At 41.5% G+C, this 23,707-nt stretch carries 19 protein-coding genes; 16 read left to right on the top strand and 3 right to left on the bottom strand.

Annotated features, from left to right (window positions below; genetic code table 11):
• Positions 1–48: 48 nt before the first annotated feature.
• Positions 49–456 (bottom strand): alternative ribosome rescue aminoacyl-tRNA hydrolase ArfB, encoded by a 408-nt coding sequence (gene arfB, locus ABJF11_RS18655; RefSeq protein ID WP_348121688.1) that lies wholly within the window; start codon positions 454–456, stop codon positions 49–51.
• 287 nt (positions 457–743) lie between these two features.
• Here arfB and ABJF11_RS18650 point away from each other — a divergent pair, with 287 nt between their 5' ends.
• Complete coding sequence (locus tag ABJF11_RS18650) at positions 744–1,292, top strand: hypothetical protein (RefSeq protein WP_348121687.1); 549 nt, start codon at positions 744–746, stop codon at positions 1,290–1,292.
• Positions 1,293–1,417: 125 nt separating this feature from the next.
• On the opposite strand, the gene ABJF11_RS18645 is transcribed toward ABJF11_RS18650, so the two are convergent.
• Positions 1,418–1,873 carry a hypothetical protein gene (locus ABJF11_RS18645; RefSeq protein ID WP_348121686.1) on the bottom strand — a complete coding sequence of 152 codons (456 nt, stop codon included), beginning with the start codon at positions 1,871–1,873 and terminating at the stop codon, positions 1,418–1,420.
• 349 nt (positions 1,874–2,222) lie between these two features.
• On the opposite strand from ABJF11_RS18645, the gene ABJF11_RS18640 reads away from it, so the two are divergent.
• The 9 genes from ABJF11_RS18640 (at position 2,223) to ABJF11_RS18600 (ending at position 15,426) form a co-directional block, all read left to right on the top strand.
• Complete coding sequence (locus ABJF11_RS18640; protein ID WP_348121685.1) at positions 2,223–4,682, top strand: hypothetical protein; 2,460 nt, start codon at positions 2,223–2,225, stop codon at positions 4,680–4,682.
• Positions 4,683–5,195: 513 nt separating this feature from the next.
• Positions 5,196–5,939 (top strand): 3-oxoacyl-ACP reductase FabG, encoded by a 744-nt coding sequence (gene fabG, locus ABJF11_RS18635; RefSeq protein ID WP_348121683.1) that lies wholly within the window; start codon positions 5,196–5,198, stop codon positions 5,937–5,939.
• A 16-nt stretch (positions 5,940–5,955) separates the two neighbouring features.
• Entirely contained in the window at positions 5,956–6,942 is a 987-nt protein-coding gene (locus tag ABJF11_RS18630; protein ID WP_348121681.1) for a ketoacyl-ACP synthase III, read from the top strand.
• A gap of 21 nt (positions 6,943–6,963) precedes the next feature.
• A complete protein-coding gene (locus tag ABJF11_RS18625) occupies positions 6,964–8,481 on the top strand; it encodes a sodium:solute symporter (RefSeq protein ID WP_348121679.1) in 1,518 nt (505 codons plus the stop codon).
• Complete coding sequence (locus ABJF11_RS18620) at positions 8,474–9,949, top strand: AMP-binding protein (protein WP_348121677.1); 1,476 nt, start codon at positions 8,474–8,476, stop codon at positions 9,947–9,949. Before ABJF11_RS18625 ends, ABJF11_RS18620 begins: the two co-directional genes overlap by 8 nt.
• Before the next feature lie 3 nt (positions 9,950–9,952).
• A complete protein-coding gene (locus ABJF11_RS18615; RefSeq protein WP_348121675.1) occupies positions 9,953–10,906 on the top strand; it encodes an alpha/beta hydrolase in 954 nt (317 codons plus the stop codon).
• Positions 10,907–10,914: 8 nt separating this feature from the next.
• Positions 10,915–12,345 carry a hypothetical protein gene (locus ABJF11_RS18610; RefSeq protein ID WP_348121674.1) on the top strand — a complete coding sequence of 477 codons (1,431 nt, stop codon included), beginning with the start codon at positions 10,915–10,917 and terminating at the stop codon, positions 12,343–12,345.
• 292 nt (positions 12,346–12,637) lie between these two features.
• Complete coding sequence (locus tag ABJF11_RS18605; protein ID WP_348121673.1) at positions 12,638–15,070, top strand: TonB-dependent receptor; 2,433 nt, start codon at positions 12,638–12,640, stop codon at positions 15,068–15,070.
• A gap of 110 nt (positions 15,071–15,180) precedes the next feature.
• Positions 15,181–15,426, top strand: a complete 246-nt coding sequence (locus ABJF11_RS18600; RefSeq protein WP_348121672.1) for a hypothetical protein — start codon at positions 15,181–15,183, stop codon at positions 15,424–15,426.
• A 14-nt stretch (positions 15,427–15,440) separates the two neighbouring features.
• Here the strand turns inward: ABJF11_RS18600 and ABJF11_RS18595 are convergent, their stop codons facing one another.
• Positions 15,441–16,514: a hypothetical protein gene (locus ABJF11_RS18595; protein WP_348121671.1), complete on the bottom strand. Its 1,074-nt coding sequence runs from the start codon at positions 16,512–16,514 to the stop codon at positions 15,441–15,443.
• Positions 16,515–16,737: 223 nt separating this feature from the next.
• Between ABJF11_RS18595 and ABJF11_RS18590 the strand changes: the two genes are divergently transcribed.
• From ABJF11_RS18590 to ABJF11_RS18565, 6 genes are all read left to right on the top strand, one after another.
• Positions 16,738–17,331 (top strand): hypothetical protein, encoded by a 594-nt coding sequence (locus ABJF11_RS18590; RefSeq protein ID WP_348121670.1) that lies wholly within the window; start codon positions 16,738–16,740, stop codon positions 17,329–17,331.
• Positions 17,328–18,422: a serine hydrolase gene (locus ABJF11_RS18585; RefSeq protein WP_348121669.1), complete on the top strand. Its 1,095-nt coding sequence runs from the start codon at positions 17,328–17,330 to the stop codon at positions 18,420–18,422. Before ABJF11_RS18590 ends, ABJF11_RS18585 begins: the two co-directional genes overlap by 4 nt.
• 70 nt (positions 18,423–18,492) lie before the next feature.
• Positions 18,493–19,074, top strand: a complete 582-nt coding sequence (locus ABJF11_RS18580) for an RNA polymerase sigma-70 factor (RefSeq protein WP_348121667.1) — start codon at positions 18,493–18,495, stop codon at positions 19,072–19,074.
• A gap of 64 nt (positions 19,075–19,138) precedes the next feature.
• On the top strand, positions 19,139–20,083 hold the full coding sequence (locus ABJF11_RS18575; RefSeq protein ID WP_348121665.1) for a FecR domain-containing protein: 945 nt from the start codon (positions 19,139–19,141) through the stop codon (positions 20,081–20,083).
• Between the two features lie 114 nt (positions 20,084–20,197).
• Positions 20,198–22,858 (top strand): TonB-dependent receptor, encoded by a 2,661-nt coding sequence (locus tag ABJF11_RS18570; protein ID WP_348121663.1) that lies wholly within the window; start codon positions 20,198–20,200, stop codon positions 22,856–22,858.
• Positions 22,855–23,703: a DUF4249 domain-containing protein gene (locus ABJF11_RS18565; protein ID WP_348121661.1), complete on the top strand. Its 849-nt coding sequence runs from the start codon at positions 22,855–22,857 to the stop codon at positions 23,701–23,703. The genes ABJF11_RS18570 and ABJF11_RS18565 overlap by 4 nt, the downstream gene beginning before the upstream one ends.
• Positions 23,704–23,707 lie beyond the last annotated feature (4 nt).

Raw genomic sequence — 23,707 nt, 5'->3', positions numbered from 1 at the left:
GAACTATTGTGTTTCATGAGGTTCTTTCTCCCTATTGCAGCGCTTTAGTTATGGTTTTTGTCTCCATTTTTTCTTCTCACCATGCTTTTTTTTGGTTTTGATACGCTTGTTTATGGATGATTTGGAAGGTTTGGTCTTTTTTCTTTTTTTGGGTACAAAAAAGGCTTTGGCCAACAGACGATCTAATTTTTTGAAGGTGATCTCTTTGTTTTTAAGCTGAGATTTTTGACTTTCAGCCGTGATGATAATTGCACCGTCTTTGGTGAGCTGACTCCCCAGATTTTCGCGAATCTTCTCTTTTTCATCCGTAGTCAGAGCCATTGATTCCGCCACATTGAATCGCAGTACAACTTTCGTTTCTACCTTATTCACATGCTGACCGCCGGGACCACCGCTACGTGCAGTGGTCAACTTTATTTCTGATTTTATACGCGAGATGGCGATGCGATGACTCATTGTCTTATTTGATCCGAAGAAGATTTATATGGGTTTCTTTATTCAATCCTTAAATATGAAACATTCAAGTAATTGACAAAAGTCCAACCATGCAAAGGTACTGGAGCTTAGGCATAGCGGAGGTCTTTTTTGTTGAAGACTAAGAAGTCTCCTGATTGGATATCACTTAGCATGGACCTCTTGCGGCTAAAACAGTTATCATTTATTTCCGCTTAGGCAATTCACATTCATCGAAAGATATCTGTATTGACTAGTTTAGCCGATCGAAAAAATCACTCTCAATTGCCATGAAAACTATTAACTTCAAACTCACCCTCCTTTTTGTATTCCTAAACATATGTGTTTCTAAAGGTCAGTTTAATGAGGCACTTGCAAAAGAGATTGCCTCGCTCGATGAAAGATTTAATCTAAATGGGATCGAAAAGATTGATGCTTTAAATACACTGGAGGAAATTTCATCAGATATTCCTGAATCAACCATTGAGATTATGCTTCCTGGCAAAACCTGGAAGTACTCTCATTCGGTGAACAATAAGGGTCGACAATACAGGGTGAGCAATGCCATTAAACGGTTGGATTTCTCTTCAAACGGAAATTCGTTTTTCACAAAAGGCAAAAAGGAAGCCCCTGTGACCTCATACTGTAAGTGGGAATACTCAGTTGATTTCCAGCTAAGGCTGGATTTATATGAAAATGAGGAAAGAACCAGTGTCACCGGAACCTACTACTTTGGTGTTCACTCTGCAACGGTAGACAGGCTTGTGATTACAAAAATCATCCAGAGTAAAGAAAGCCCAGGTAAGAGTGCCATACTCTTCCAGGTTTATTTTAGATAACCGACCAGCTCAAAATCACTCTATTGGGTTTTGATTTGTTCCGCATTAGGAAACCGAAAATGTGTAGCATGAGAGAAAGGTTGAATTGCCTTTGTATGCTAAGAATCTCAAATACAAGATTGAATCTACTTCCTTTTAGCCACCGCAAATACCAAAAAGAGAAGCGATAACGCTTCAAGAATAATTCTTCCCCAATGCCAGTTTCCCCAGGCTATCAATTCATTTTTCAATTCAATTGGGCTAAATGCGGATTGATAAAAGAGCTGGTTTGTGCCTTTGAAGTATATGTAAAAGCAAGACACAAAGGAAATAGCGAACAACGCTGATATGATCGCATAGGGCAGGCTGGCAGCTTTAGTCCGAAAGTAGAACAGTGATAAGCCAAATGGAATTATGGCAGCCACGATTGTTAGAATGGTATAGAATCGCCCAATAGATGGGCCAAAATCCTGATAGTAGCTATAAAAATCAGCAGCAGAAAGAGATTTCCAATAAGGCACCAAAATGATAGCCTCTGTAATTTGAGAGCCTAAGAAAACTGAAAATATTGCGATCAGATAATAGTCAAGTTGGTTTTTCATATTCGTAATGTGGGATGCATAGAAAAAAAGCGAATTAGATAGACTGCTCTAAAGATATATAGACTATTGAAATTAAACCCTTAACTAAACGGCATTAAATCCAGGTTAAAATAATGCCTGCCGACCTAACACTCGCTAGAAGCCGATTCAGATATTTTTCACTAAAAAAGCCATTTTCGACGCTAACCGAAAACGGCCATTTGTCAATTCAAAAAATGGCGATTTCAACTCCTCTCTCGCCGCCCGTTTTTTGTCAGATATACTTTTTAATATCGTAAGGTTTTAGGGCTAAAAATGGCCTTCTACCTGCTCAGGAAGAACCTTAAATTTTATCTCTTAAAAGATCAATATGAACATCAAAATTCACAACAACAACCATTTTCTTGTACTCCCATTACTCTTGATTATCATTCTGACAATTGCATCACTCACTGCAAATGCTCAGAATAGATCACTTGACAATTTAAATGTATCAGCGGAGCATCCACGTCTTTTTTTCAACGACGAAACTCTGGCGAAGGCCAAAGAATGGTTTGAAGACCATCCATTCGAACCACGAGCTGGAGAATATGGCATTTTCAATTCGAGATATGCTGTGGATGCTGCTTTGTTTAATCTTTTGGCCAAGGGCGTACGCACCGACTCAGAGCGAAACCTGTATGCTCAAAAGGCCATAAGCTGGGCAAAACTTGCCTTGGCAGATATGGACGCTGTAGACTATAGGGACGGACAAAACACCTGCAACGAATGTCGGTGGTACATGGAGCAGACACTTCTAATCCTTGACTGGTGCGATGATGCTCTCTCGGATGACGATCGCGAACTGTTTTATGGTACCCTGGACTCCTTGATACCCATGTGGAACGGGGCAAACTGGGGCAATCCAGAATCGCCAAGAAGTAACTTTAATCATGGCTACTGGAGACAAAGCGTCACTTATGGCCTATTGATTTACAATGAAAACAAGTCACTGGCGGTGGAGCTTTTGGAAAACGGGATCAACCAGCGATTCAAAAACTTTAAAGAATATGCATCTACCGGGGGAATCAGTGGTATCCCTTCCGAAGGTGCTTCATACAATTATGCCATGCTCTCCTATCAAATCTTAGTGGCCGGTATATCTATGGCTAATGCTGGCTATGACTATGTGCGGGACACAAAATTCTATGAAAGAGCCTATATGCATACTATTTACAACATTACGCCCGACAAAACCTACATCGGACCTAATGCCACACATGCGTCCTACCTGCCGTTTCCATACGGTGATGGCGGAGCATTTATGAATACCAACGATTGGGGTGAAGTGCTGGGAGAGGGGCATGCCAATTCGATGCTGGCAGCCTCCCTGCTCTGGAGCGGAGTAGGAAAGCTATCGGAATACTATAGAGGCTGGGTGGATAAATATGGTTTCTTCGAGCACAACTACCCGCCCAAAAAATACTTAGAATCCGTCACCTATGATCTTCCTTCGGCAGACATGGCAGAATTGCCATTGGACTATTTCGGACCCGGAGGTGGGCATACACCCTATGGATATACGAGGACCTCTTGGGATAAAGATGCCGCAGCATTGAGCGTACAACTCGGCAAAGCTCCGGGCGGAGGACATGAGCACTTCGATGCCGGCACGTTCACACTTGTGAAAGGAAATCGTTTTCTAATCGTTCCACCGACAGGTAGGGGGTACGGTAGTGGCTGGATGGTGCCAGATTATGACAACAATCTTGCGGTGAACGTAGAGAGTAGCATTTCAAAAAACACAATACTGTTTGGAAAAGAAGGCTCTCCGTCTAGAGGGTATACCATAGACAGCGTGGATAGATTGATGACACATCAGGATTTTTTTTATGCCGCCAATGATATCACGCCAGCTTACATCAACATTGACAATCCCACTGATCCGAATTTCACAAATGAGCACATTGAAAATTTTGTAAGAGAGACCGTATTCATCAGACCTCTGGAAACGGTTGTGATTTTTGATAGAACCGAATCTAAGAAAGGACAGGATTTCACTAAAACTTCATTGTTGCATGTGCAAGGCGAACCTATAAGGCATTCCGAGCGAAAGTATTCCACAGTAAACGGAGACTACGAAGCTATCATTGATATTCTACTTCCCAGGACATTGGACATTACTGTGATCGATGAGACCTCTGTCAATGGCTGTGATTTTTGCGCACCCAGGTCAATGGATGTTCCCCATAGATTGCAAATGGAAAGCACAGGAGAAAAAAAAGTCTACTTCATGAATGTAATACAGGCAAAAGGTGCAAAAGCAAAAGCGCTGGACGTGGTAGAATTGCAAGAGACGGAAAATACCTTCCTACTCACCCTTTCGCACCCTACAAAAGGGCATGCGGTGGTAGAATTTGAAAAAGGACAAAAATCGAAGAACGGAAGAATCGGGTATGATGCAAATAAGATACCCGATGAAATGATCAGCTTCCCTGAGAAAGCACAGGTCATCGATGTCACGGAAGACGGCCCGGTTTGGTATGAAGTAGGAACTTCACCCATCTCTAACACACCGGAGGTAGTCACCACTGTACCCGGAGAAGAACTACATGATTTCCAGTTTTCTGTGTCAGATGGACAACTTCACTTGGTTTTAGGCAGTGTAGTCAATCAAGTCGGTGAACTCAAAATTTATACGACTAGTGGAGCTATGATACACAAATCTGGGCTGGACGTACGTGATGAGAGAGCCAGCATGACCTTGCCAAAATTGGCAGAAAATACCGTCTACATTTTTGATGTACGAACCCAGGACAGAAATAAAAAATTTAAAATGATATTAAAATAGCTGCAATGCCTGCGTAGATATAAGATATCCAATGCAGGCCAGCCCTTAAATCCTCCAATCCCACAATCAGAAGGTGACATAAAATAGCGATGCAAATGGTCTTATAATTTAAATACTGTTGTCAATCGATTTTTATGTTTAGTGTTAAAAAAGAACCCAGTCTTCGGCTGGGTTTTTTGCTTCTCGGCCATTCGGCTTAATTCCTTAATCTGGTCTTGGAAAGCTGACCATTTGGCGATGAAATTTGTTGACAGACCATTTTTCAAAGTCCAACCATCAAATATTTATATTAAACTGTTGATTATCAGTAATATATCTTATTTAATATTTCAATATTGCCAATAGTCACAGTTAGAATTGACAAAAATCAAAAGAATAGTCCATGGGGTAGATATATTTTTACTTTATACAAAAAAACAAAACTGATCTCAACATTCAGCTCGACTGAATAAGCCAACCGTGGTTCGCCAGGAAGAGCATAGAAAGTTGAAATCACAAAGGCGAATAAGACATATGGAAAAATTGAAAGATCGCGTAGCGATCGTTACCGGTGGATCTGCAGGCATAGGTAGAGCAGCAGTATTGAAATTAGCTGACGAAGGAGCCAAAATTGCTATTTGGGATATTGACGAGGCGCAAGGTCAGGAATTGGCAAATGAATTGTCGAGTAGAAGTATTCAGGCCATCTTTCAAAAGGTAAATACTGCAGATCCAGAAGCTGTAAACAGCGCTGCAGAAGAAGTAATTCGGCAGCTGGGCCGTATCGATATTCTGATCAACAATGCAGGAATCACACGAGATGCTACCATCAAAAAAATGACGAACGACCAGTGGGATCAGGTCATCGCAGTCAACCTGACCGGAGTATTCAACTGTATCAAAGCGGCCAGTCCCAATATGATCGAAAATGGATCGGGGAGAATAATCAATACTTCCTCAGTAGTAGGCCTGGCGGGCAATTTTGGGCAGACAAACTATGCAGCCACCAAGGCTGGAGTCATTGGGATGACCAAGACGCTGGCACGCGAACTAGGCAAATATCAAATCACTGTCAATGCCGTAGCACCCGGATTTATAGCTACTGAAATGGTCAAAGCCATGCCCGAAAAAGTAATCGAAATGATGATCTCCAAAACGCCTCTTGGCCGACTCGGTACACCAGAAGACATAGCCAGCGCTTACGTATTTCTGGCCTCTGATGACGCTTCATTTATTACTGGTACTGTCATTAGCGTCGACGGTGCGGTAACATTATAGACCTAACTCTACAAGCATGAACAAAGCACAGATAACCGGTATAGGCTCGCACGCGCCTGCACGAGAAATTCCAAACAGCTACTTCAATGAAGTTCTTGGTGAAGATGTCGACACCTGGTTGAGAGAAAATGTGAACATCACCACCAGATACTGGTGCGCAGAAGATGAGTCTGTCGCGGATCTCTGTGAAGTTGCAGCAAAAAAAGCATTGTCAGATGCCGGATTGTTTGCGGAGTCCATTGATCTGCTGATCATCTCTACCGACACACCTGAGTATATTTCACCGTCTACCGCTTCGGTCATACAGGATCGATTAGGACTAAAAAATGCCGGAACCTTTGATTTGAATACTGCTTGCGCTGGATTTGTGACTGCCATGGATGTAGCTGCAAAGTACATCAGCGCAGACGACAGATATCAGCACATATTGGTCATCGGCGGATATGCCATGAGCAAGTACCTCAACAAAGAAGATAAGAAAACCGTCACCCTATTTGCTGATGGGGCAGGAGCAGTAGTCATGTCCGCCAAGGATGGAAATGACGGCTGGCTGGCCAGCGACCTTCGAACAGAAGGAAAATACAATAGCTGGATGGGTATATATGCTGGGGCTACGCATCAGCCGACAAACGCTCAGGTATTGGCTAATCATGACCACCAGCTCAAGTTTGTTCACAAATTTCCGAAAGAATTGAACCCTAAAACATGGACCGAAATGACGCTCGATATCTGCAAGCGTATTGATAAGGTCCCTGATGATTTCGATCATTATTTCATTACTCAATTGAACTTCAATTCGATAAACGAAACCATGGATAATCTAGGCGTAGCAAGAGAAAAAGCACATATGGTGATGAATAAATATGGCTATACAGGCTCAGCATGTATTCCAATGGCTCTGGACGATGCTAAGGCACAGGGCAAACTCAAGAGTGGTGATCTGATTATGTTCATCGGCTCTGGTGGTGGGTTGGCCTTTGCAGCGGCTGCTGTTCAGTATTAACTTTGGTTTAAAGGATTAGCTATGCAGAATGTCGCATCTACTGAGCAGGTTACAGCCACATGGATAGTGGTCATCATATATATGGCCGCTATCTTATTTTTTGTAATCAGAGGCTCACTCAAAATCAAAAACATTACTGACTATGCTGTGGGTAGCGTGCATTTCTCGCCATTTGCAGTAGGGTTGGCACTGGCTGCCTCGATGACAAGTGCAGCCACCTTCATCATCAATCCCGGCTTCATTGCCCTCTATGGGTTGAGTGGCGTGTTGTCCTTCGGGATTGTTATGCCTCTGGCCATTTTCGTTTCGCTCATCCTGCTGACCAAAGGATTTAGAAAATATGGCACCAACGTTAGTGCTTTGACAATGGCACAGTGGATGGGAAAAGTGTATGATAGCAAAGCCTACGCATTGTTTTTTGCATTCGTATCCCTGTTGCTGGTGACCTTCATCGTATTGATTTGTGTGGGGCTATCGCAAGTGCTGGCCGGTGCATTGGGTGCAGACCCCGTCACAGTATTGGCCTGCGTGGTGATTTTTGTCTTTGGTTATATGATGTTTGGCGGCGCCAACTCCATGGTGTACACCAATTCGATTCAAGCCGTACTTATGTTCGTAGTGGCCATTGTCCTATTGGCATCTGGGGTAGAGTACTTCGGTGAGGGAGTCAACGGTTTTTTACGGCACCTGGAGTCTATAGGTCCCCATTTTGCTGAATGGACCAACCCTGACAGTTTGCTATTCAGAGATTATTTCGAGATCATTTTTTGTCAAATAGTGATCGGCATCGCCATCGTCTGCCAGCCACATATCATTACAAAGTCACTTTTGTTAAAAAATGACAAGGATGTCAACAGATATCTCATCACTGGAATACTCGTTCTCATCGTTTTTTTCCAAGTCGTAATTGTCGGACTATTCGCTCGATTATACTTCCCAGAGCTCTCCATCAACGGGTCAACGATACCGATGGATGGTATCGTATCCGCATATGTTGTTTCACGATTCCCAACTTATGTGGGGGTGCTTGTCATTCTGGGGCTGATATCAGCAGGCCTATCCACGCTGGAAGGGCTGATCCAATCGCTGAGCTCTTCACTCACAGCAGACCTCATCAATCCCCTCTTTGGTAAATATATCTATGCAAATGGTCAGCGAGATAAACGAGAGATCGCAGTTAACAAAGGGATGATCATATTACTGGCCCTGCTCAGTTTTGGACTGTCCTATGAGCAATTACTGCGTCCCAATTTAAGCGTAGGCATCTTTGCTCAAAATGGAGTCTATGCTTATTTCTCGACCGCTTTTGTGCCTGTCATTTTCGGTATGTTTTTAAAACAAGTCAGGCTCAAAACTGTTTTTGTAGCTTCCATAACGGCATTACTCGTGCACTTTTCTGTCTATTATGGCAGGTTTCTTCCATACATGCAAGAGACAGTCAACAATCCTGCTATTGCGAGTACATGGGCGATTCTTTCTTCTATTGTAGTAGGTTTGATTATGCATTACTCAATCAAAAACAAGGAGGCACATGTATAGAAAAGACTGGTTATCGAAATGGGCCATTTACTCGCCGGATAAGGTCGCCATCACAGAGAGTGAATCCGGTCGAAAAATCACTTACCAGAATATGAATAATCAGGCCAATTTTCTGGCTAATAAATGGATAGAGCAAGAACTTCAGTTTGGAGATCGAATCATGATTCTTGCCGAGCATTGCATAGAATATGTAGTGTTATTCTCGCTGGCGCAAAAAACCGGAATCACGTTGGTGCCCATCAATTATAGGTTATCCACGCAGGAAGTAGATTTCCTGATTAAGGATGCAGGACCAAAATTATTAGTAGTAGAAAGGAAGTTTGAGCATTTGATAAAAGACAGACCGGAGAATCTAAAAGTAGTGTGGATGGAGGATCTGGCAGATACATTGAAAAGTGCAACATCGAGTCATTTTACATCGCTGGAGATTGACGAAGACCATCCGCTATTTATACTCTATACATCGGGTACCACAGGATTTCCGAAAGGTGCCATCTACTCACATAAGATGCTACTATGGAACAGTATAAATACTAGTCAAAGCCTGGAAATCACCCCGACCGATCATACCATCTCATGCATGCCGGCTTTTCATACCGGAGGCTGGAATGTATTACTTACCCCACTCTTGCATAGAGGAGGATCTGTAAGCCTGATGAAAAAGTTTGATCCAGATTTACTTCTGAAGCAGCTTGAGGCAACAAAAAGTCAACTCTTCATGGGCGTACCCACCATGCTCAAAATGATGGCAGAATCGGAGTATTTCGACCAAGTTAATTTGTCCAACATGCGCTATTTTATTGTCGGAGGTGAGGCGCTACCGCTTGATGTGATTCGCACCTGGCACGACAAAGGAGTAAAAATAAGACAAGGCTATGGCCTTACAGAAGTAGGTCCCAATCTGACTTCTTTGCATCAGAGAGAGGCCGAAAGGAAAATGGGGTCTATTGGGCTACCAAATTTCTATACAGATCTAAAAATTCTCACTGCCGATGGAAGAGAGGCAAAGAATGACGAGATAGGTGAGTTGTGTTTCTCGGGTCCGCTCGTAACTCCCGGATATTGGCAAAATAAAAAAGCTACCAACGAAGCGCTCACCGATGGATGGTTTCGTACCGGTGACCTTGCCAAAATGGATGCTGAAGGATTTCTCTATATCGTAGATAGAATCAAATGCATGTTTATCTCAGGAGGCGAAAATGTGTACCCTGCGGAGGTTGAGCGCGTCATAAGACTACTGCCTCAGGTCGATGAGGTCGCCGTTATCGGTGTGCCCGACGAAAAATGGGGCGAAGTGGGCAAGGCTTTTTTGACCACCAAGAACAACTCAACCATCGAACTAGAAGAACTCACTCTTCATGTTGAAAAGCATCTGGCCAAATTCAAAGTGCCCAGGCACCTTGAAGTCTTAACGGCTATACCAAAAAACGAAAGTGGAAAAATAGATCGAAAACTGCTAAAAGCATAAGTCATGAAAATTTCAGTTCAAACTTTAATTATATTCATAGCCATGATCACCGATAATATCAGTTTTGGACAAACCAACGAAACCAACATAAGTGATCAGATTGCGGAGTATAAATACGAGACCAAATACGTGTCCATAAATGACAGTACTAATATTGCCTATGTGGATGAAGGCTCAGGAGATCAGATCCTATTATTTATCCACGGTCTGGCTACTTATTTGCCTGCCTGGTACAAAAATATTGAAGGACTTCAGTCAAAATATAGATGTATAGCCATCGACTTGCCGGGATACGGAAGATCTACAAAATCGAACTCTGGTGCCGGTATGAGTAAATATGCGGATGCCGTTTTGATGGTGATCGAAAAGCTGGACTTGAAGAAGGTGGTACTCGTGGGTCACAGCATGGGTGGGCAAGTCGCTGTGACTGCCGTGCTCAAAAAAGAAGATGCATTTGATAAATTAATTTTGCTAGCTCCTGCGGGTATTGAAACGTTTAGCAGCGATCAATCCACTTGGCTCAAAGCCGTTTTTACTCCTGATTTTGTCAAACTAGCGACCGATGAGCAGATAAGAAAAAACTGGGAATTGAACTTTTATAAGATGCCTGATGCAGTAGATTTTATGATTAAGGATCGTATAGCTATGAAGCAGGCTTCAGATTTTGCTCTTTATGGTCAAACTATTGTGGGTGGACTACAGAGTATGCTAGACGAACCTATTATTGGTCAGCTCAGCACAATTCGTCAGAAAACACTTATAGTATATGGAGCCAATGATGCATTGATTCCAAACAAAAACCTAAATCCTACACTGGATACGCAAAAAGTAGGCGAATTGGGAAAATCTCTAATCCCGAATGCAGAGTTGGTAATGATCCCGGAATGCGGGCATTTTATTTCCTATGACAAACCTGAGGAAATCAATAAATTGCTTGATGAATTCTTAACTAACTAGATTACGATTTGAAGGTAAAGCTCAAAAAATTTACAGTCTTTGCATCAGATATTCTACCCCATGAGGCAGACTATCTGATGAAAATACAACAATTTGATGATGAGCAAAAACTAAGCATCCTCAATAAAATCAGAATCAATGCCCATAATAGAGGCAGCAAAGAGCCATTCAATACCTTTATAGATAAGCGGAAATATTCTGGTATGATCAGATGGGTCCAGGATAGATTGGATGCGATCGACGTAGACAAATACTTCGAGTGGATCAATGAGATGGATAGAAAAGTGATCACGGACGCGATCACCCCTCAAGAAGAAAAAGTACTCCTGCGGCGGATAAAGAACTATCAGCACCCCATTCACAACTTCATGAAGTTTTTTGAAATGGTGATCAACTTCAGACACTTTCTGCTCATCAGACTAAGATATGATGCGTACGAAATGGTCAACAGTTTTATAGAGAAGTACCAGCCACAGTATGATCAGTCCAAGGCCGTAAATAGAAAACTGCATGAGGCCACCGTCAGCGTGATAGATCAGTTTAATAATAAGGTGAAAGACACCAGCGAATGGGAAACCTGGATGCTGTCCCTGTTTCATGACAAGTCACTTGATGGATTCAATAGATACATGGCTGTAATTCGTTTGACTTTCCTATACTTCAACAGCCGAGAGTTTGACAAACTAAAAGAAGTGTACGATGAGCTGGATCAGCTGCTGATCGAAGGCAAGTTCTATACCCGAAGAATTTTGTATAATTACTACGCCAACCGACTGATGCTCCATTCTAAGTTCGATGTACTACAGCAGGCAGAAGAATATGGCTATCTATCCATCAGGCAAAAAAACTCAGATCATGTGCAGTATCTGAGCAATTTCAGCTCAATTCTGATCAGACAAGGAAAAATAGAAGAAGCATTAAATCTCCTCAAAGAGTCATTCTCAGAAATTCGAAACATTGACAATTTTTATCATAAAATAGGGTTCGTCTCATTCTATATAAAATGCCTCAATCTGAATAATCAACCGGAGCGTGGTGAACTCATAGCGGACTCCTTTCTTAGGATTCATAAAAACGATATTCTGACCCAGCGCTGGTATTCTTTCTTCACTGGATATGTCCAAGGACTAATCAGGCAGAAGAAATATGAAAAAGTGCTGCAGGTGTTTAAGCGGTACGAATTGCTGCAAAAAGATCAGCGCGATCAGACCAAGGATATTTACCTCCCCACAATAAAATGGTACTACGAAATAGCCCAACTCAAAACGGGTAAGATAAACGCCGAGACCATGCTAGATTCGATCGTAAGTTTGTCTCGCGAGCATTTCACTGATCCTCACAAATCCTTTATTCTCAACCAGGTGCTCACCGAGCTGGAAAATTACATCCCACGCACCGTAACCCTGGCCAAATCAGAATTGCACGGGCAAGCCAAATAAGCTTAATTCTTTTTGAAATACTTCCAATCCGAATCTGATTCGGACTCAGTTATATTATTGCTTAATTTGGCAGTGTATCCTGATAAATTTACCCATAATTAAGTCGTACCCTATATTATTAGTTGTAAGTATTTGATTATTAGATATTTAAATTGATAATTATTGAAAAAAGTAGCTAAAGTCAATGTTTTCGTATTCAGTCCATCTACCAAATCAGGTTAGGGCATTCTCTAAGTTTAAAGAATTAGCCGACGATACATCGGTTGAGGATGATACACTAAAAAACAAAACAATGAATAGAACATTTACGATTATGCTCGTTAGTCTTCTTTTCGTTTGCTTTCAATCACAAGGACAAGGCACAATTTCAGGTAAGGTATTAGAAGCCGGATCTGATGAGCCGTTGATAGGTGCAAACGTAAGACTAACTGATTCAAATCTAGGCACCATTACAGCAGCTGATGGTACCTTCAAAATTGACAACGTGGCCGATGGCAAATACGAGGTTGTCATTTCATACGTAGGCTACAAAGACCGAAGCCTGGAAGTCACAATGACTGGAAGCGATCAGGACATCGGAACAATCAGTTTGAAAGAGTCCTTATTCTTGAGTGATCAAGTAGTAATCTCTGGAACAAGAATGGCTGAAAAGCTCACGGAGTCTCCAGCCACTATCGGCGTGATTACGGCCAAACAAATTGAACAACTACCATCTTTTAACCCAGGAGAACTCCTGGCCAGAGTCAAGGGGGTTGATTATGTACGGTCTGGAGTCGTAGGCACGGGCGTCAATATTCGTGGATTTAATAGTAATTTCAACTCGAAAAATTTGCAAGTTGCAGATGGGAGATTGGCGTCACTTATAGCAACAGGCCTGCCACTTGGACCACTCAATACGCAGATCAAAGAAGATATCGAGCGGGTAGAGGTGATTCTGGGACCCAACTCAGCACTGTACGGACCTAATGCACACAACGGATTGGTGCATATTATTTCCAAAGACCCAAGAACTTCCGAAGGCACTACTTTGGCCGCCGGAGTAGGTAATCAGAACGTATTCTCGATTCGTGCCAGACACGCACAGGTGATCAATGACAAGTTTAGCTTTAAGCTCACAGCAGAGCACACGCAAGGTGAAGAATTTAACTTTGCGGATTCGGTATACATTGATAGAAATGCCGACGGGATCAAAGAAGGTTATGAAGAGTTTGAATTGGACAATGACTTCAATTTCAACAGGGTAGAAGGAGCTTTGTATTTCAGCCCAACTGCAGGATCAGATTTGATTTTGTCCTCCGGCTATAGCAATAGCACATATCTTGCACCAACCAACGTCGGAAGAAACCAGATCAAAGACTGGAATATTTTCTTTACGCACTTGAGATTCACGTCCAACAATTGGTTTGCGCAGGTATACTATACTTCCAGTAAAACGGATAGCACCTATGCCATAGACGAACGTACCAAGCAATATTACAGAGGCAGAGACGCTGGCATGACACATGCACAAGCCAGTGGTCCCAATTCATATGCCAGTGGTGCAGTTTTTCAGGACGACTCCAAGAGGGTAAATGGCGAGATACAGTATAATCAGGCCTTTGGTGACCTGGAGATGGTCACAGGAATTCAGTACCAACAGGATATGGCCAATAGTAATAATACTTATCTGCTCGACGATACCGATGATCTGAATGTCTATCAGATGGGCTGGTATGGACAGTTACAGTATAAATTTGCCGGAGGATGGAAAGCCGTAGGTGCTTTTAGAGCGGACAATCATGAAATCTACGATTTCAATTTCGTTCCGAAACTCGGGCTTGTTAAAACCATGGGCAATGGCTCGTGGAGGCTTACTTATGGTCAGGGAATAGCGGCACCGACTATCTTAAACATGTATGGTGACCTCTTCAGCGGTTTGATTTTAGGAAATGCTGCTGGTTTTACATTGAGTGATGGTACCAGAGTAGAGAAGCAAAAAGTAGAAAAGATACAGACGTTTGAGCTGGGCTATAAAGGACAAATATTGCCAAACAGACTCTTTCTCGATGCTAACGCCTATTACAACATATCCAAAGATTTCCTGAGCCCAGTGACAGTTGTCGGCGTAGCCACTGAAAGGGGCGATACGCCAATAGATCAGGTGCAATCCGGATATGGAATCTACGGCGGTCTGGTAGCAACCTATATCAATTTTGGTAAAGTCAATACCTACGGTGCAGATTTTGGAATCAATTATTACTTTACTGACAACTTGAGTATGGATCTAAACTATTCCTACTTCAACTACTCAGTGGATGAAAACGATTTGGAAAATGACTTCAACAATGATGGAGAAGTCAATGACCTCGACATCCTGGTCAATTCACCAAAAAACAAAATGAGTCTGGGACTAAATTATGCGTCAGACAAATGGTTTGGTACTATATTCATGAGGTGGGTGCAAGCTTACAACTATTACTCAAGTTATCAGATCGCATCAGAAACTAAGCCAGGCTGGACTTATCGTGGTACCCCAATAGTGGAGAACGCCAGAAGTACAGATACCTGGAACTATGGGCCACTTGGCGGATTCGTCAATGTTGATATCGGCCTTGGTTATAATGTCACAGACTACATGACCGTCTCAGGACAAGTGACCAATCTGTTCGACTCAGAAGTGAGAGAGTTTACAGCTTCGCCATTTATCGGCCGATTGTACAGCGCAGAAATCAAATTTAACTTTTAGGAATAGGATTAGACCTGTGTATGAAAGGCTCTCCATCTGGAGGGCCTTTCTATTTTGGATTCTTTAGTCTGGAAGTATATCTTTGATTAATAAGATAATCAGCCTTTTCAATGAAGAAAGAAGCCAAGAGTAACAAAAAATTTCGACTAGTGCCCGACTGGTCTATGGCTCTGGGTGCCAAAAAAAAGGAAGGCGATCTCATTAGAATTCATCCGCATACACTGATTAGATTTACTCAAAAAAAGTGGGGAATAAGTAAGGCTTGCCAGGTAGCACTACTTCTGATCAAGACTAAATATGATAAGAAATTTAATCGTCTTCACGAAAAAGTGCCAAACATGCTAGACGTATCTTAGTGACGAGTTTCTCGCTACTTCATATTGAGCTTCTCTAAATTATTTCTAAAGTGCATTAAAAGAGAAACAGACTCGTCGTTCTGTATATTTTCGAAATTCACTTTCAGCGCCAATTCATTAATGTCACAAATGGTTGAAATCTCCTTGAATCGGTCAGGGTGACCAACTAATGCGTCCATGTAGTCAAGCACGTTTCTAACACCTATTTTCTGAAGCTCTACCGTCTGATTTTGAAACTCAAGTTGCAATTTGGCCTGCGCCACCCAGTCCAGCAAGGTACGCACTGCAAACGGCGTCTTGATGATCAGCATAAAAAAATTGTACTGTGCTAAATTTTGAACATTGTCAATTCCAATTTCATTGAGTCGGATCTTATGCATTTCACTGATGCCTTCAATTTTGCCCAAAGGAAAATTGATATGCTGATCGTCCATTTTAGATGAAAAAATTGTGATCTTCTCCATTAGGACTCGAAGTCCCGTGTCTGGAAATACGCCCGTAAGAAAAGCCAGTACCAGGATGACATTACTGTTTACGATCGGGGTGTCAGACAATACAAACATGATCATTAGTGAAATAAGGGTAGCAAAGACTATTCGTAAACTCACAGAGAAAAAACTTCCTGGTGTAAGGTCTATGGTAGAAAATCTACGATAAATGTATTGCGAGGCACTTACATAACCACCCATAATAGCGAAGGCTATTACCGCCAAACTTCTCCGCTCAGTCTGCAAGGTGTCCGCTTTGGTCCAGAATTCATTTCCAGAAAACAAGACACTTGAATAATCTCCCTCGATGCCATAGATCGCCCATGAGAGAAACAACATAAACATGCCTAAAAAAGTGAGCATGGTGAGAAAGGTCAGGGGAAGAAAATAATCCCCTGGTGCAAATTCTTTCTTTATTCTTTCATGAAGATTTTCTTTACTAATACTTCCGGTCAGGTTCAGCCTCTCAATAAGAAGCATCAACTCCTCTTTTTTTCGCACCAGGCGAAACTTGAAAAATGAATAAGTCAGAATGGGGAAATATGAACTCAGAATAAGTGTCGCTATGACTTCGAGTATTCGGCCTGTATATTCTTCCAATGTAGTAAGGGTTGGTTACGTAATAATAGAATTTTATGTCCGAAAAACCAATGCGACTACAAGCTTAGGCTTAATTTGAACAAACAAAAAAGTATCAAAATGTGTCGTTTCACGTAGCTAGAGTGAGATATAAATTGCCCCAATTCGGATTCCAGTCAATTTAGTTTATATTTCAATAGGCAATAGCAGGAATCCAATTGTTGTAAGCCTAGGGAATAATTTTATGAAACAAATTTTACTTCTTCTTGGTGTTTGTATTGCTCTTCAGAGCTATGGACAATCCGATTCGCTTCAGCTGGATTCACAAGGTCAAAGCAGGAAGCTATATGGATATATAGGAGGAGTGGTGGAAAACGCATTGGTGGATTCGGAACAGACTACGAGCATTGGGTTGCAAGCGGCTGTCATTCTCAAGCGGCATTGGCAATTGGGTATGTATGGCACCAGTCATACAAGCAACAGTTTTAGAGAACAACTCATCTTCCCTAATTTTTTCCAAATGAATTATAAACATGCAGGTGTGCTAGTTGGCTACAGAACCCATTTAGAAAAAAAGTTCGAGTTCAATCTTGAATCAAAAATTGGATGGGGAGAAGTCAAATGGAATCAAGTGGACTCAGGCCAGCCATTTTTGGCGGATCGGATAGGTATAGTACAGCTTCAGGGTAGTGTGGATTTGATTCTGACTGATTTCCTCGTAATCAATGGATTTGCTGGCTATCGTTGGATGAACGGGCTAGCTATCACAGGCCTTGAGAATGATGATTTTGAAGGTATAAACTATGGTTTGGTAGCTAAAATCGGAATATTCAGATGAAAGTCTACCTCAGCATATCTCTATTAATTTTTAGCTTGATCGTGTCTGGTTGCTATTATTATGATGAACTGCCGCCGGATCAAAATGTCTGGCCAGTAGCGCATCCTACTTCCGTAGCACTAGATGCAGACCGCTTGATGTCTATGGACTCGGTTATTCGCACAAATCCGAATGAGGCCGTTAGTTCAATTGTAGTAATCAAAGAAGGTCAGTTGGTTTACGAAAACTACTATTTCGGAACTGATAGGAGTACATTATTTGACCTTGGAGGCATTGGGAATAGTATTTCAAATATTGCTCTGGGACGAGCCGTAGATATGGGATTAATTTTGTCCACGGATGATTCGTTGTACAAATATCTTCCTGAGTATGCGCAGGAGTTTGAAGATGACCCCCTAAAAAAAGGAATCACTTTCGAACACATTATGACGATGAAAAGTGGATTAAGCTGGAACGAATTTACGAGCATTTTTGACGGACAGGAAAACGATATTGATCAGATTATTAGGAGCGACAATTGGGTGGAATATCTAATTACTAAGCCTGTAGATGCTTTGCCTGGTAGACGATTCTCTCACAATCGAGCCAACCCTCTGCTTATCGCCGCTGCCATAGAAAGTCAATACGGAAACAGCTACAAGACATTTCTACAAGATGAGCTTTTTCAAGATTTGGGAGTCAATGATTTTCAAATAAGCGAATTTAATGGCAATGCCAACAATGCATGGGGGATTTCAATGACTACCCTTGATCTGGCAAAACTCGGCTATTTATACCTAAATGAAGGAGACTGGTTTGGACAAGAAATCATCAGTCAGGAATATGCCGAAGCATCTGTCGATGTTCAATCCAGTGTAGACTATACCAACAATTTCGGATGGATGTGGTGGCGATATGCCGACACCAGCAATTTTCTCAGTGCGCTCAGCCAAAACGATGCTTTTTTTGCTGCCGGAGTGGGAGAAGAGCGACTCTACGTCATACCGCATCTGGATTTGGTGGTAGCCATCACAGGTAAAAACGAGCAAGTAGACTTCACTGTGACGGCTCCGTTCCTCCTTAGAAACTATGTCCTCGACGCAATTCAGTAGAATCAGTCCAACTTAGCTTGGTCGATTTCGTAATTCTACTACATTTGCCTATAATACCTAAACAAGATAAGTGCACATATCAGACGAAGATGAATTGATACTTCGCCTATCCAATCATGATAGGGGAGCTTTTGAACAAATTTTTAGAACCTACTACTCAGACTTGACTAAGTTTTGCCTAAAATATGTGCGAGACGAACAGATAGCTGAAGAGGTGGTTCAAGAGGTCTTTATTAATATATGGGAGAGAAGATCAAATCTCACTATCACTACCTCTATCAAATCCTACCTGTTTACAGCAGTTCGGAATAGATCATTCAATTATCTCAAGCTTCAACTGCCCAAAGAACAAAAGAAAGTCGACCTCGAATCCATTGGCTATATGGAGGAGGAAGACCGGGAGCAAGACTTAATAATGAGTGAGCTCAATGAGCATGTGCATTCGGCGATCCAGAGACTTCCCAATAAGTGCAGAATAATATTCAACCTCAGCAGAAATGCAGGAATGACCTACAAGGAGATCGCAGAGGAGTTGGAGATTTCAGTAAAAACTGTTGAAAATCAAATTGGACTTGCTTTAAAAAAATTGAGGGAACAACTCAACCCTATATGGGACAAAATAATGTTACTCGTTTTAATGAATTTAATTTAAGTTTTTATAGGGGGATCGAATGGTTTGCTTGACATATCAGTGAACGACGAATAAAATGCAAGAATTGGAATTTAACATATTGGCCTATTTAAAGGGAGAGCTCGACGAGACAGAGCGATTCCAGGTGGAGCAGTGGGTAGCTCTGTCCAAGGCGAATAAGAGAGCATTTGATGAAATTGAGAAAATTTATCAAGCCTCACTTATTGATACCGAATACTTCCAGCCAGATGTAGATCAGGCATGGGATACAGTATCTGATGCAATCAACAAGAAATCATCTTCAAGCAAAACCTGGCTATATCGACTAGCTGCCATGATTACTTTGGCTATAGGGTTGGGCTTTGCGGTACACGAACTGCAATTTGACTCAAATCTTTTAGTGGAGCGCACTTCAAATGATGAAACCAGAAAGATAGAACTAGCCGACGGTTCGGTAGTTTGGTTGAATGAAAACTCAGTCTTCAAGTTCTCAAAGTCCTTTGATGAAGATGAACGAGTAGTCACTTTAGACGGACAGGCTTATTTCGATATTGCTAAAGATCCTAATAGACCATTTATTATTTCAGGTGAAAAAACTACGGTAGAAGTTCTTGGAACTTCTTTCAATTTGATCTCCACAGCAAAATATTCAAATATCAATGTTACAAGCGGGCGTGTGGCTTTCGCGCTAGCAGATGATCGTGAAATAGAAGTAGTTCTTCACAAAGGGACGCAAGCTACATTTGAAAAGAATCAATTGATCAAGAACGAATCTTTTAATGATAATGCAGCATCATGGATGACTAAGGATTTTGTGTTCAAAAGCTCTCCCTTATCACAAGTAGTGAATACACTAAGCGAGCATTTTGATGTAAAAATAAAAGTCGATGACACCATCAAAAACTGTCTGATAACATCCTCTTTTGAAAACAAAGATTTAGATGAAATACTAGCAACATTAGAAGCCATAGCCAACATTAAAAACGAAAAGAAAGGTAAAGTCATTAGACTTTCTGGACCAGGCTGCTAATAAAGAAACTCGAAGTACAAAGGACAAACCACGCCGGATGCGTGGTTTTTTTTTGTTATAAATTCTTCCCTTTAGATGCAATGCCTAAATTTGGCATAGAATTGCATCTTTTTAATGGTTTATTTGCGTCGCCCCACTACTAGTAAGTGTTTTTTCTTCTTTATTTCACTACTCATTCTGAGCAGTGAGCTTTGTGCTCAAGACTCTATCCTTGAGAGAGAAGTCATTATTTACAAAAAGAAATATAAAACCAGAGATATATTAGAGTCCTTACTGCCTGACCAGGGTTTCAATATTGCCTATCACGACAATATTATCCCGTTCGACAAAGTCATCGAGTTTGGCAAAACGAAGGAAACAGACGTAAAAGACGTCCTTTCACGAATTTGTCATAATGAGGATTTAGATTTTGCTTATCTAAATGGTCAGCTAATGATTCGATACTATGACCGGCCAGAGAATGAATACAGATATTCGGTGAGTGGATTGGTAGAAGACGAATCGTCCGGTGAGGCGCTGATCGGAGCCACTGTGTATATCAAAAATATAGAAACAGGTCTTGCCACCAATGGCTATGGGTTTTATGCCTTTACGCTGCCAAAGGGGAAATATGACCTATTGGTATCATTTATTGGTTACAAGACAATCAGCTATACTATCGAACTAAACAAAGACTTCCAGTTCAATTTTCAATTGATAGAGAATTCCAAGAAGCTTGATAACGTAACGGTAGAAGAAAAAGAATTTTTTGACATCAAAGCTCAAAATGTGCTACTCAGTTCAAATAAGCTGGACATGGACATGGCTAGTCAGATTCCACATATAGCAGAGGTAGACGTCTTTCAGAGTTCTCTATTGCTTCCGGGAATATCTAATGTAGGAGAGGGAGTCTCAGGAGTGAACGTACGAGGGAGTGCGTCAGATGCCAACCTTATTATGCTAGATGAAGCAGTCATTTACAATTCCAACCATTTTTTCGGATTGGTTTCAGTTTTTAATCCTGACGCCGTCAAAGACGTCGAAATCCTGAAGGGAGATTTACCTGCAAAATATGGTGGTAGGAGCTCTTCTGTCATGCACATCAGGCAGAAAGAAGGCAATGAAAACGATTTTCATTTTTCAGGAGGGTTAGGATTGATTACCAGTAGAATCATGTTCGAAGGTCCAATAATGGATGGAAATGCCAACTACTTACTCTCTGCAAGAAGTACCTTCTGGGATTTAATCCTAAGAAACTCTAACAGCCCCACACTTGCAAATAGTAGAGTCAGTTTTCAAGATATCAATACTAAAATCAAGTTCAATATAAACAACACAAACAAAATTTACTTCTCAGGATATTTTGGGGCGGATGCCAACCAATTTGGAATAGATGCCATTCAGAAATGGGGCAATAGAGTCATCTCCGTTCGCTGGAATCGCATTCATAAATCCAAGCACTTTATGAACCTTACGACGTATTTCAGCCAATATGAATATCGCGTAATAGAAGAAAGTGAAGAAGCCAATTTTGTAGGTACGTCGCGAATATCAGATTTAGCGGCAAAGTTTGACATGAGCTCCTACTATAGTCCAAGAAATATTTTCGGCTTTGGAGGCGAAATCATTACTCATCTGATGAGCCCGGGAGAGCGAGTGCCCGGCCTAAGATCCTCTGAAAATCCCGTCAAACTGAATAATGAGCTGGGAATAGAACCCTCTATATATGTATCCAACGAACGACATTTTGGAGACCTTGCCCTTACCATAGGCGCCAGATATTCTGGTTTTCTCAATTTTGGAAAATCTGATTTATATATCTATGACCCATCAGTGTCCAAATCAATAGACTCAAGGATCGACACAATCGAAGCAGGAACCAGCGGAGCGCGAAAATTCTATCACAATTTTCTGCCCAGACTCTCGGCCAAATATCAACTCAATCCTAATACAGCATTGAAAGTTGGGCATTTTGCTACAGTACAATATATGCATCTACTGTCCAATACCTTGTCGCCGGCTTCATCAGATTTTTGGCAAATCAGTGGCGAATACTTGCTTCCAAGTACTATGCATCAGACGACCATTGGCGTCTATCAATATGTGAAAAAATTTGATATGGATTTATCATTGGAGTTTTACTATCGTAAAATCCAAAATGTTATCGACTATAAAAATGGTGCCGACCTCCTGTTTAATGAGTCCATAGAAACCGAAACACTCAATGGAAATGAGAGAGCTTATGGCATGGAATTGTTCTTAAAAAAGAAGTTCGGAAAACTTACAGGATGGTTGGGATATACACTTTCAAAATCCGAAAGGCAGGTGAATGGCGCACATCCGGAAGAGGTGATTAACGGAGGCAGTTTTTTCCCTACCAATTACGATCGGACTCACGATATAGCGATTACTGGAATATACCAACTCACAGAATACCTTTCCTTGTCTTCAAGTTTTGTATACTACACAGGCAAACCGTTCTCTTTCCCGTCATCCAAGTATGAAATAGATGGACTACTAGTACCGCATTATCCTGACAGGAATCTGGATCGCCTCTCCGACTATCATAGACTTGACATTGCGGCCACCTTGAATTTGAAAAAAATCAGAAAAAATGGCAAAGAAAGGCGAGCAGAAAGTAGCTGGGTATTCTCGATTTACAACGTATATGCCAGAAGAAACGCGCAGGCTTATTACTTTAGAGAAAGTGAAGATCAAGCAGGCGTTTCAATTGTAGAAAAGCTGTCGGTATTAGGAACGATGATCCCTTCTGTCACTTATAACTTTAAGTTTTGAGAAATTTCACCCATCATATCGTCTTTAGTTTGATAGGTTTGATATCATTCTCCTGTTTAGATCAGATCAATTTGGATATCGGAACCGGTTCCTCAAGTGTAGTAGTCTTTGGATGGGTCACCAGTGAGGCCAGGCCGTATGAGATAAAACTTAACCTGAGTAATGGATATTCTGATCAGTCTGGATATCCGCCAATCACCGGAGCGGAGGTTTATGTGACGGATCAAATGGGGAATAGATTTGATTTTATAGAAGTAACTGAATCAGGTCGGTATTTTTCGGACCCATCTACTTTTATTGGCGTGCCTAACAACACTTATCAACTGACGATTATTCATGAGGAACAAACCTATACATCTACCCAGGAATTGATGCCGGCTTTGACTCCCGTTGAAGACGCATTTATCAATTTCATTGCGGATCCTGCAGATTTCCAAATAGACCCTACCGATGAAAATTTCTTTGTTTCGGCCTTTGTCGATGATGACCCTAACGTAGATAACTACTACCGTTGGAAGATTTATGTAAATGGTGAACTCAGAAATCAGCCAGAAGAATTGGTTTTGTTTGATGATAGATTCACAAATGGAAATAAATTTAAGTACGATGCTGGAAATGTGGTTTTTACTCAATCAGACAGGCCTAGTTTCGAACACATGTCATTGACCAAGAGAGCCTACGATTTTTATCAGAATCTCCAGAAACAAACCAGTAGTTCTACCCTGAGTCCACGGACTCAACCAGGGATCATCGAAGGAAACATGAAAAATCAAGACGATCCAAACGATTTGATATTAGGTTTTTTTGGGGCCTCTGAAATCATAGAAGTAGAGGTGCCGTTGTAACAAT

It is taken from the genome of Reichenbachiella sp., assembly GCF_039941815.1.
GTDB lineage: Bacteria > Bacteroidota > Bacteroidia > Cytophagales > Cyclobacteriaceae > Reichenbachiella.
Note: the sequence above shows the minus strand (reverse complement) of the source record. Positions and strands in the feature narration are given on the sequence as shown.

What these genes read in the sequence shown, in the direction of transcription:
- arfB (WP_348121688.1), bottom strand. Translation starts at nt 456, where the DNA reads ATGAGTCATCGCATCGCCATCTCGCGTATAAAATCAGAAATAAAGTTG.
- ABJF11_RS18650 (WP_348121687.1), top strand. Translation starts at nt 744, where the DNA reads ATGAAAACTATTAACTTCAAACTCACCCTCCTTTTTGTATTCCTAAAC.
- ABJF11_RS18645 (WP_348121686.1), bottom strand. Translation starts at nt 1,873, where the DNA reads ATGAAAAACCAACTTGACTATTATCTGATCGCAATATTTTCAGTTTTC.
- ABJF11_RS18640 (WP_348121685.1), top strand. Translation starts at nt 2,223, where the DNA reads ATGAACATCAAAATTCACAACAACAACCATTTTCTTGTACTCCCATTA.
- fabG (WP_348121683.1), top strand. Translation starts at nt 5,196, where the DNA reads ATGGAAAAATTGAAAGATCGCGTAGCGATCGTTACCGGTGGATCTGCA.
- ABJF11_RS18630 (WP_348121681.1), top strand. Translation starts at nt 5,956, where the DNA reads ATGAACAAAGCACAGATAACCGGTATAGGCTCGCACGCGCCTGCACGA.
- ABJF11_RS18625 (WP_348121679.1), top strand. Translation starts at nt 6,964, where the DNA reads ATGCAGAATGTCGCATCTACTGAGCAGGTTACAGCCACATGGATAGTG.
- ABJF11_RS18620 (WP_348121677.1), top strand. Translation starts at nt 8,474, where the DNA reads ATGTATAGAAAAGACTGGTTATCGAAATGGGCCATTTACTCGCCGGAT.
- ABJF11_RS18615 (WP_348121675.1), top strand. Translation starts at nt 9,953, where the DNA reads ATGAAAATTTCAGTTCAAACTTTAATTATATTCATAGCCATGATCACC.
- ABJF11_RS18605 (WP_348121673.1), top strand. Translation starts at nt 12,638, where the DNA reads ATGAATAGAACATTTACGATTATGCTCGTTAGTCTTCTTTTCGTTTGC.
- ABJF11_RS18600 (WP_348121672.1), top strand. Translation starts at nt 15,181, where the DNA reads ATGAAGAAAGAAGCCAAGAGTAACAAAAAATTTCGACTAGTGCCCGAC.
- ABJF11_RS18590 (WP_348121670.1), top strand. Translation starts at nt 16,738, where the DNA reads ATGAAACAAATTTTACTTCTTCTTGGTGTTTGTATTGCTCTTCAGAGC.
- ABJF11_RS18585 (WP_348121669.1), top strand. Translation starts at nt 17,328, where the DNA reads ATGAAAGTCTACCTCAGCATATCTCTATTAATTTTTAGCTTGATCGTG.
- ABJF11_RS18570 (WP_348121663.1), top strand. Translation starts at nt 20,198, where the DNA reads ATGGTTTATTTGCGTCGCCCCACTACTAGTAAGTGTTTTTTCTTCTTT.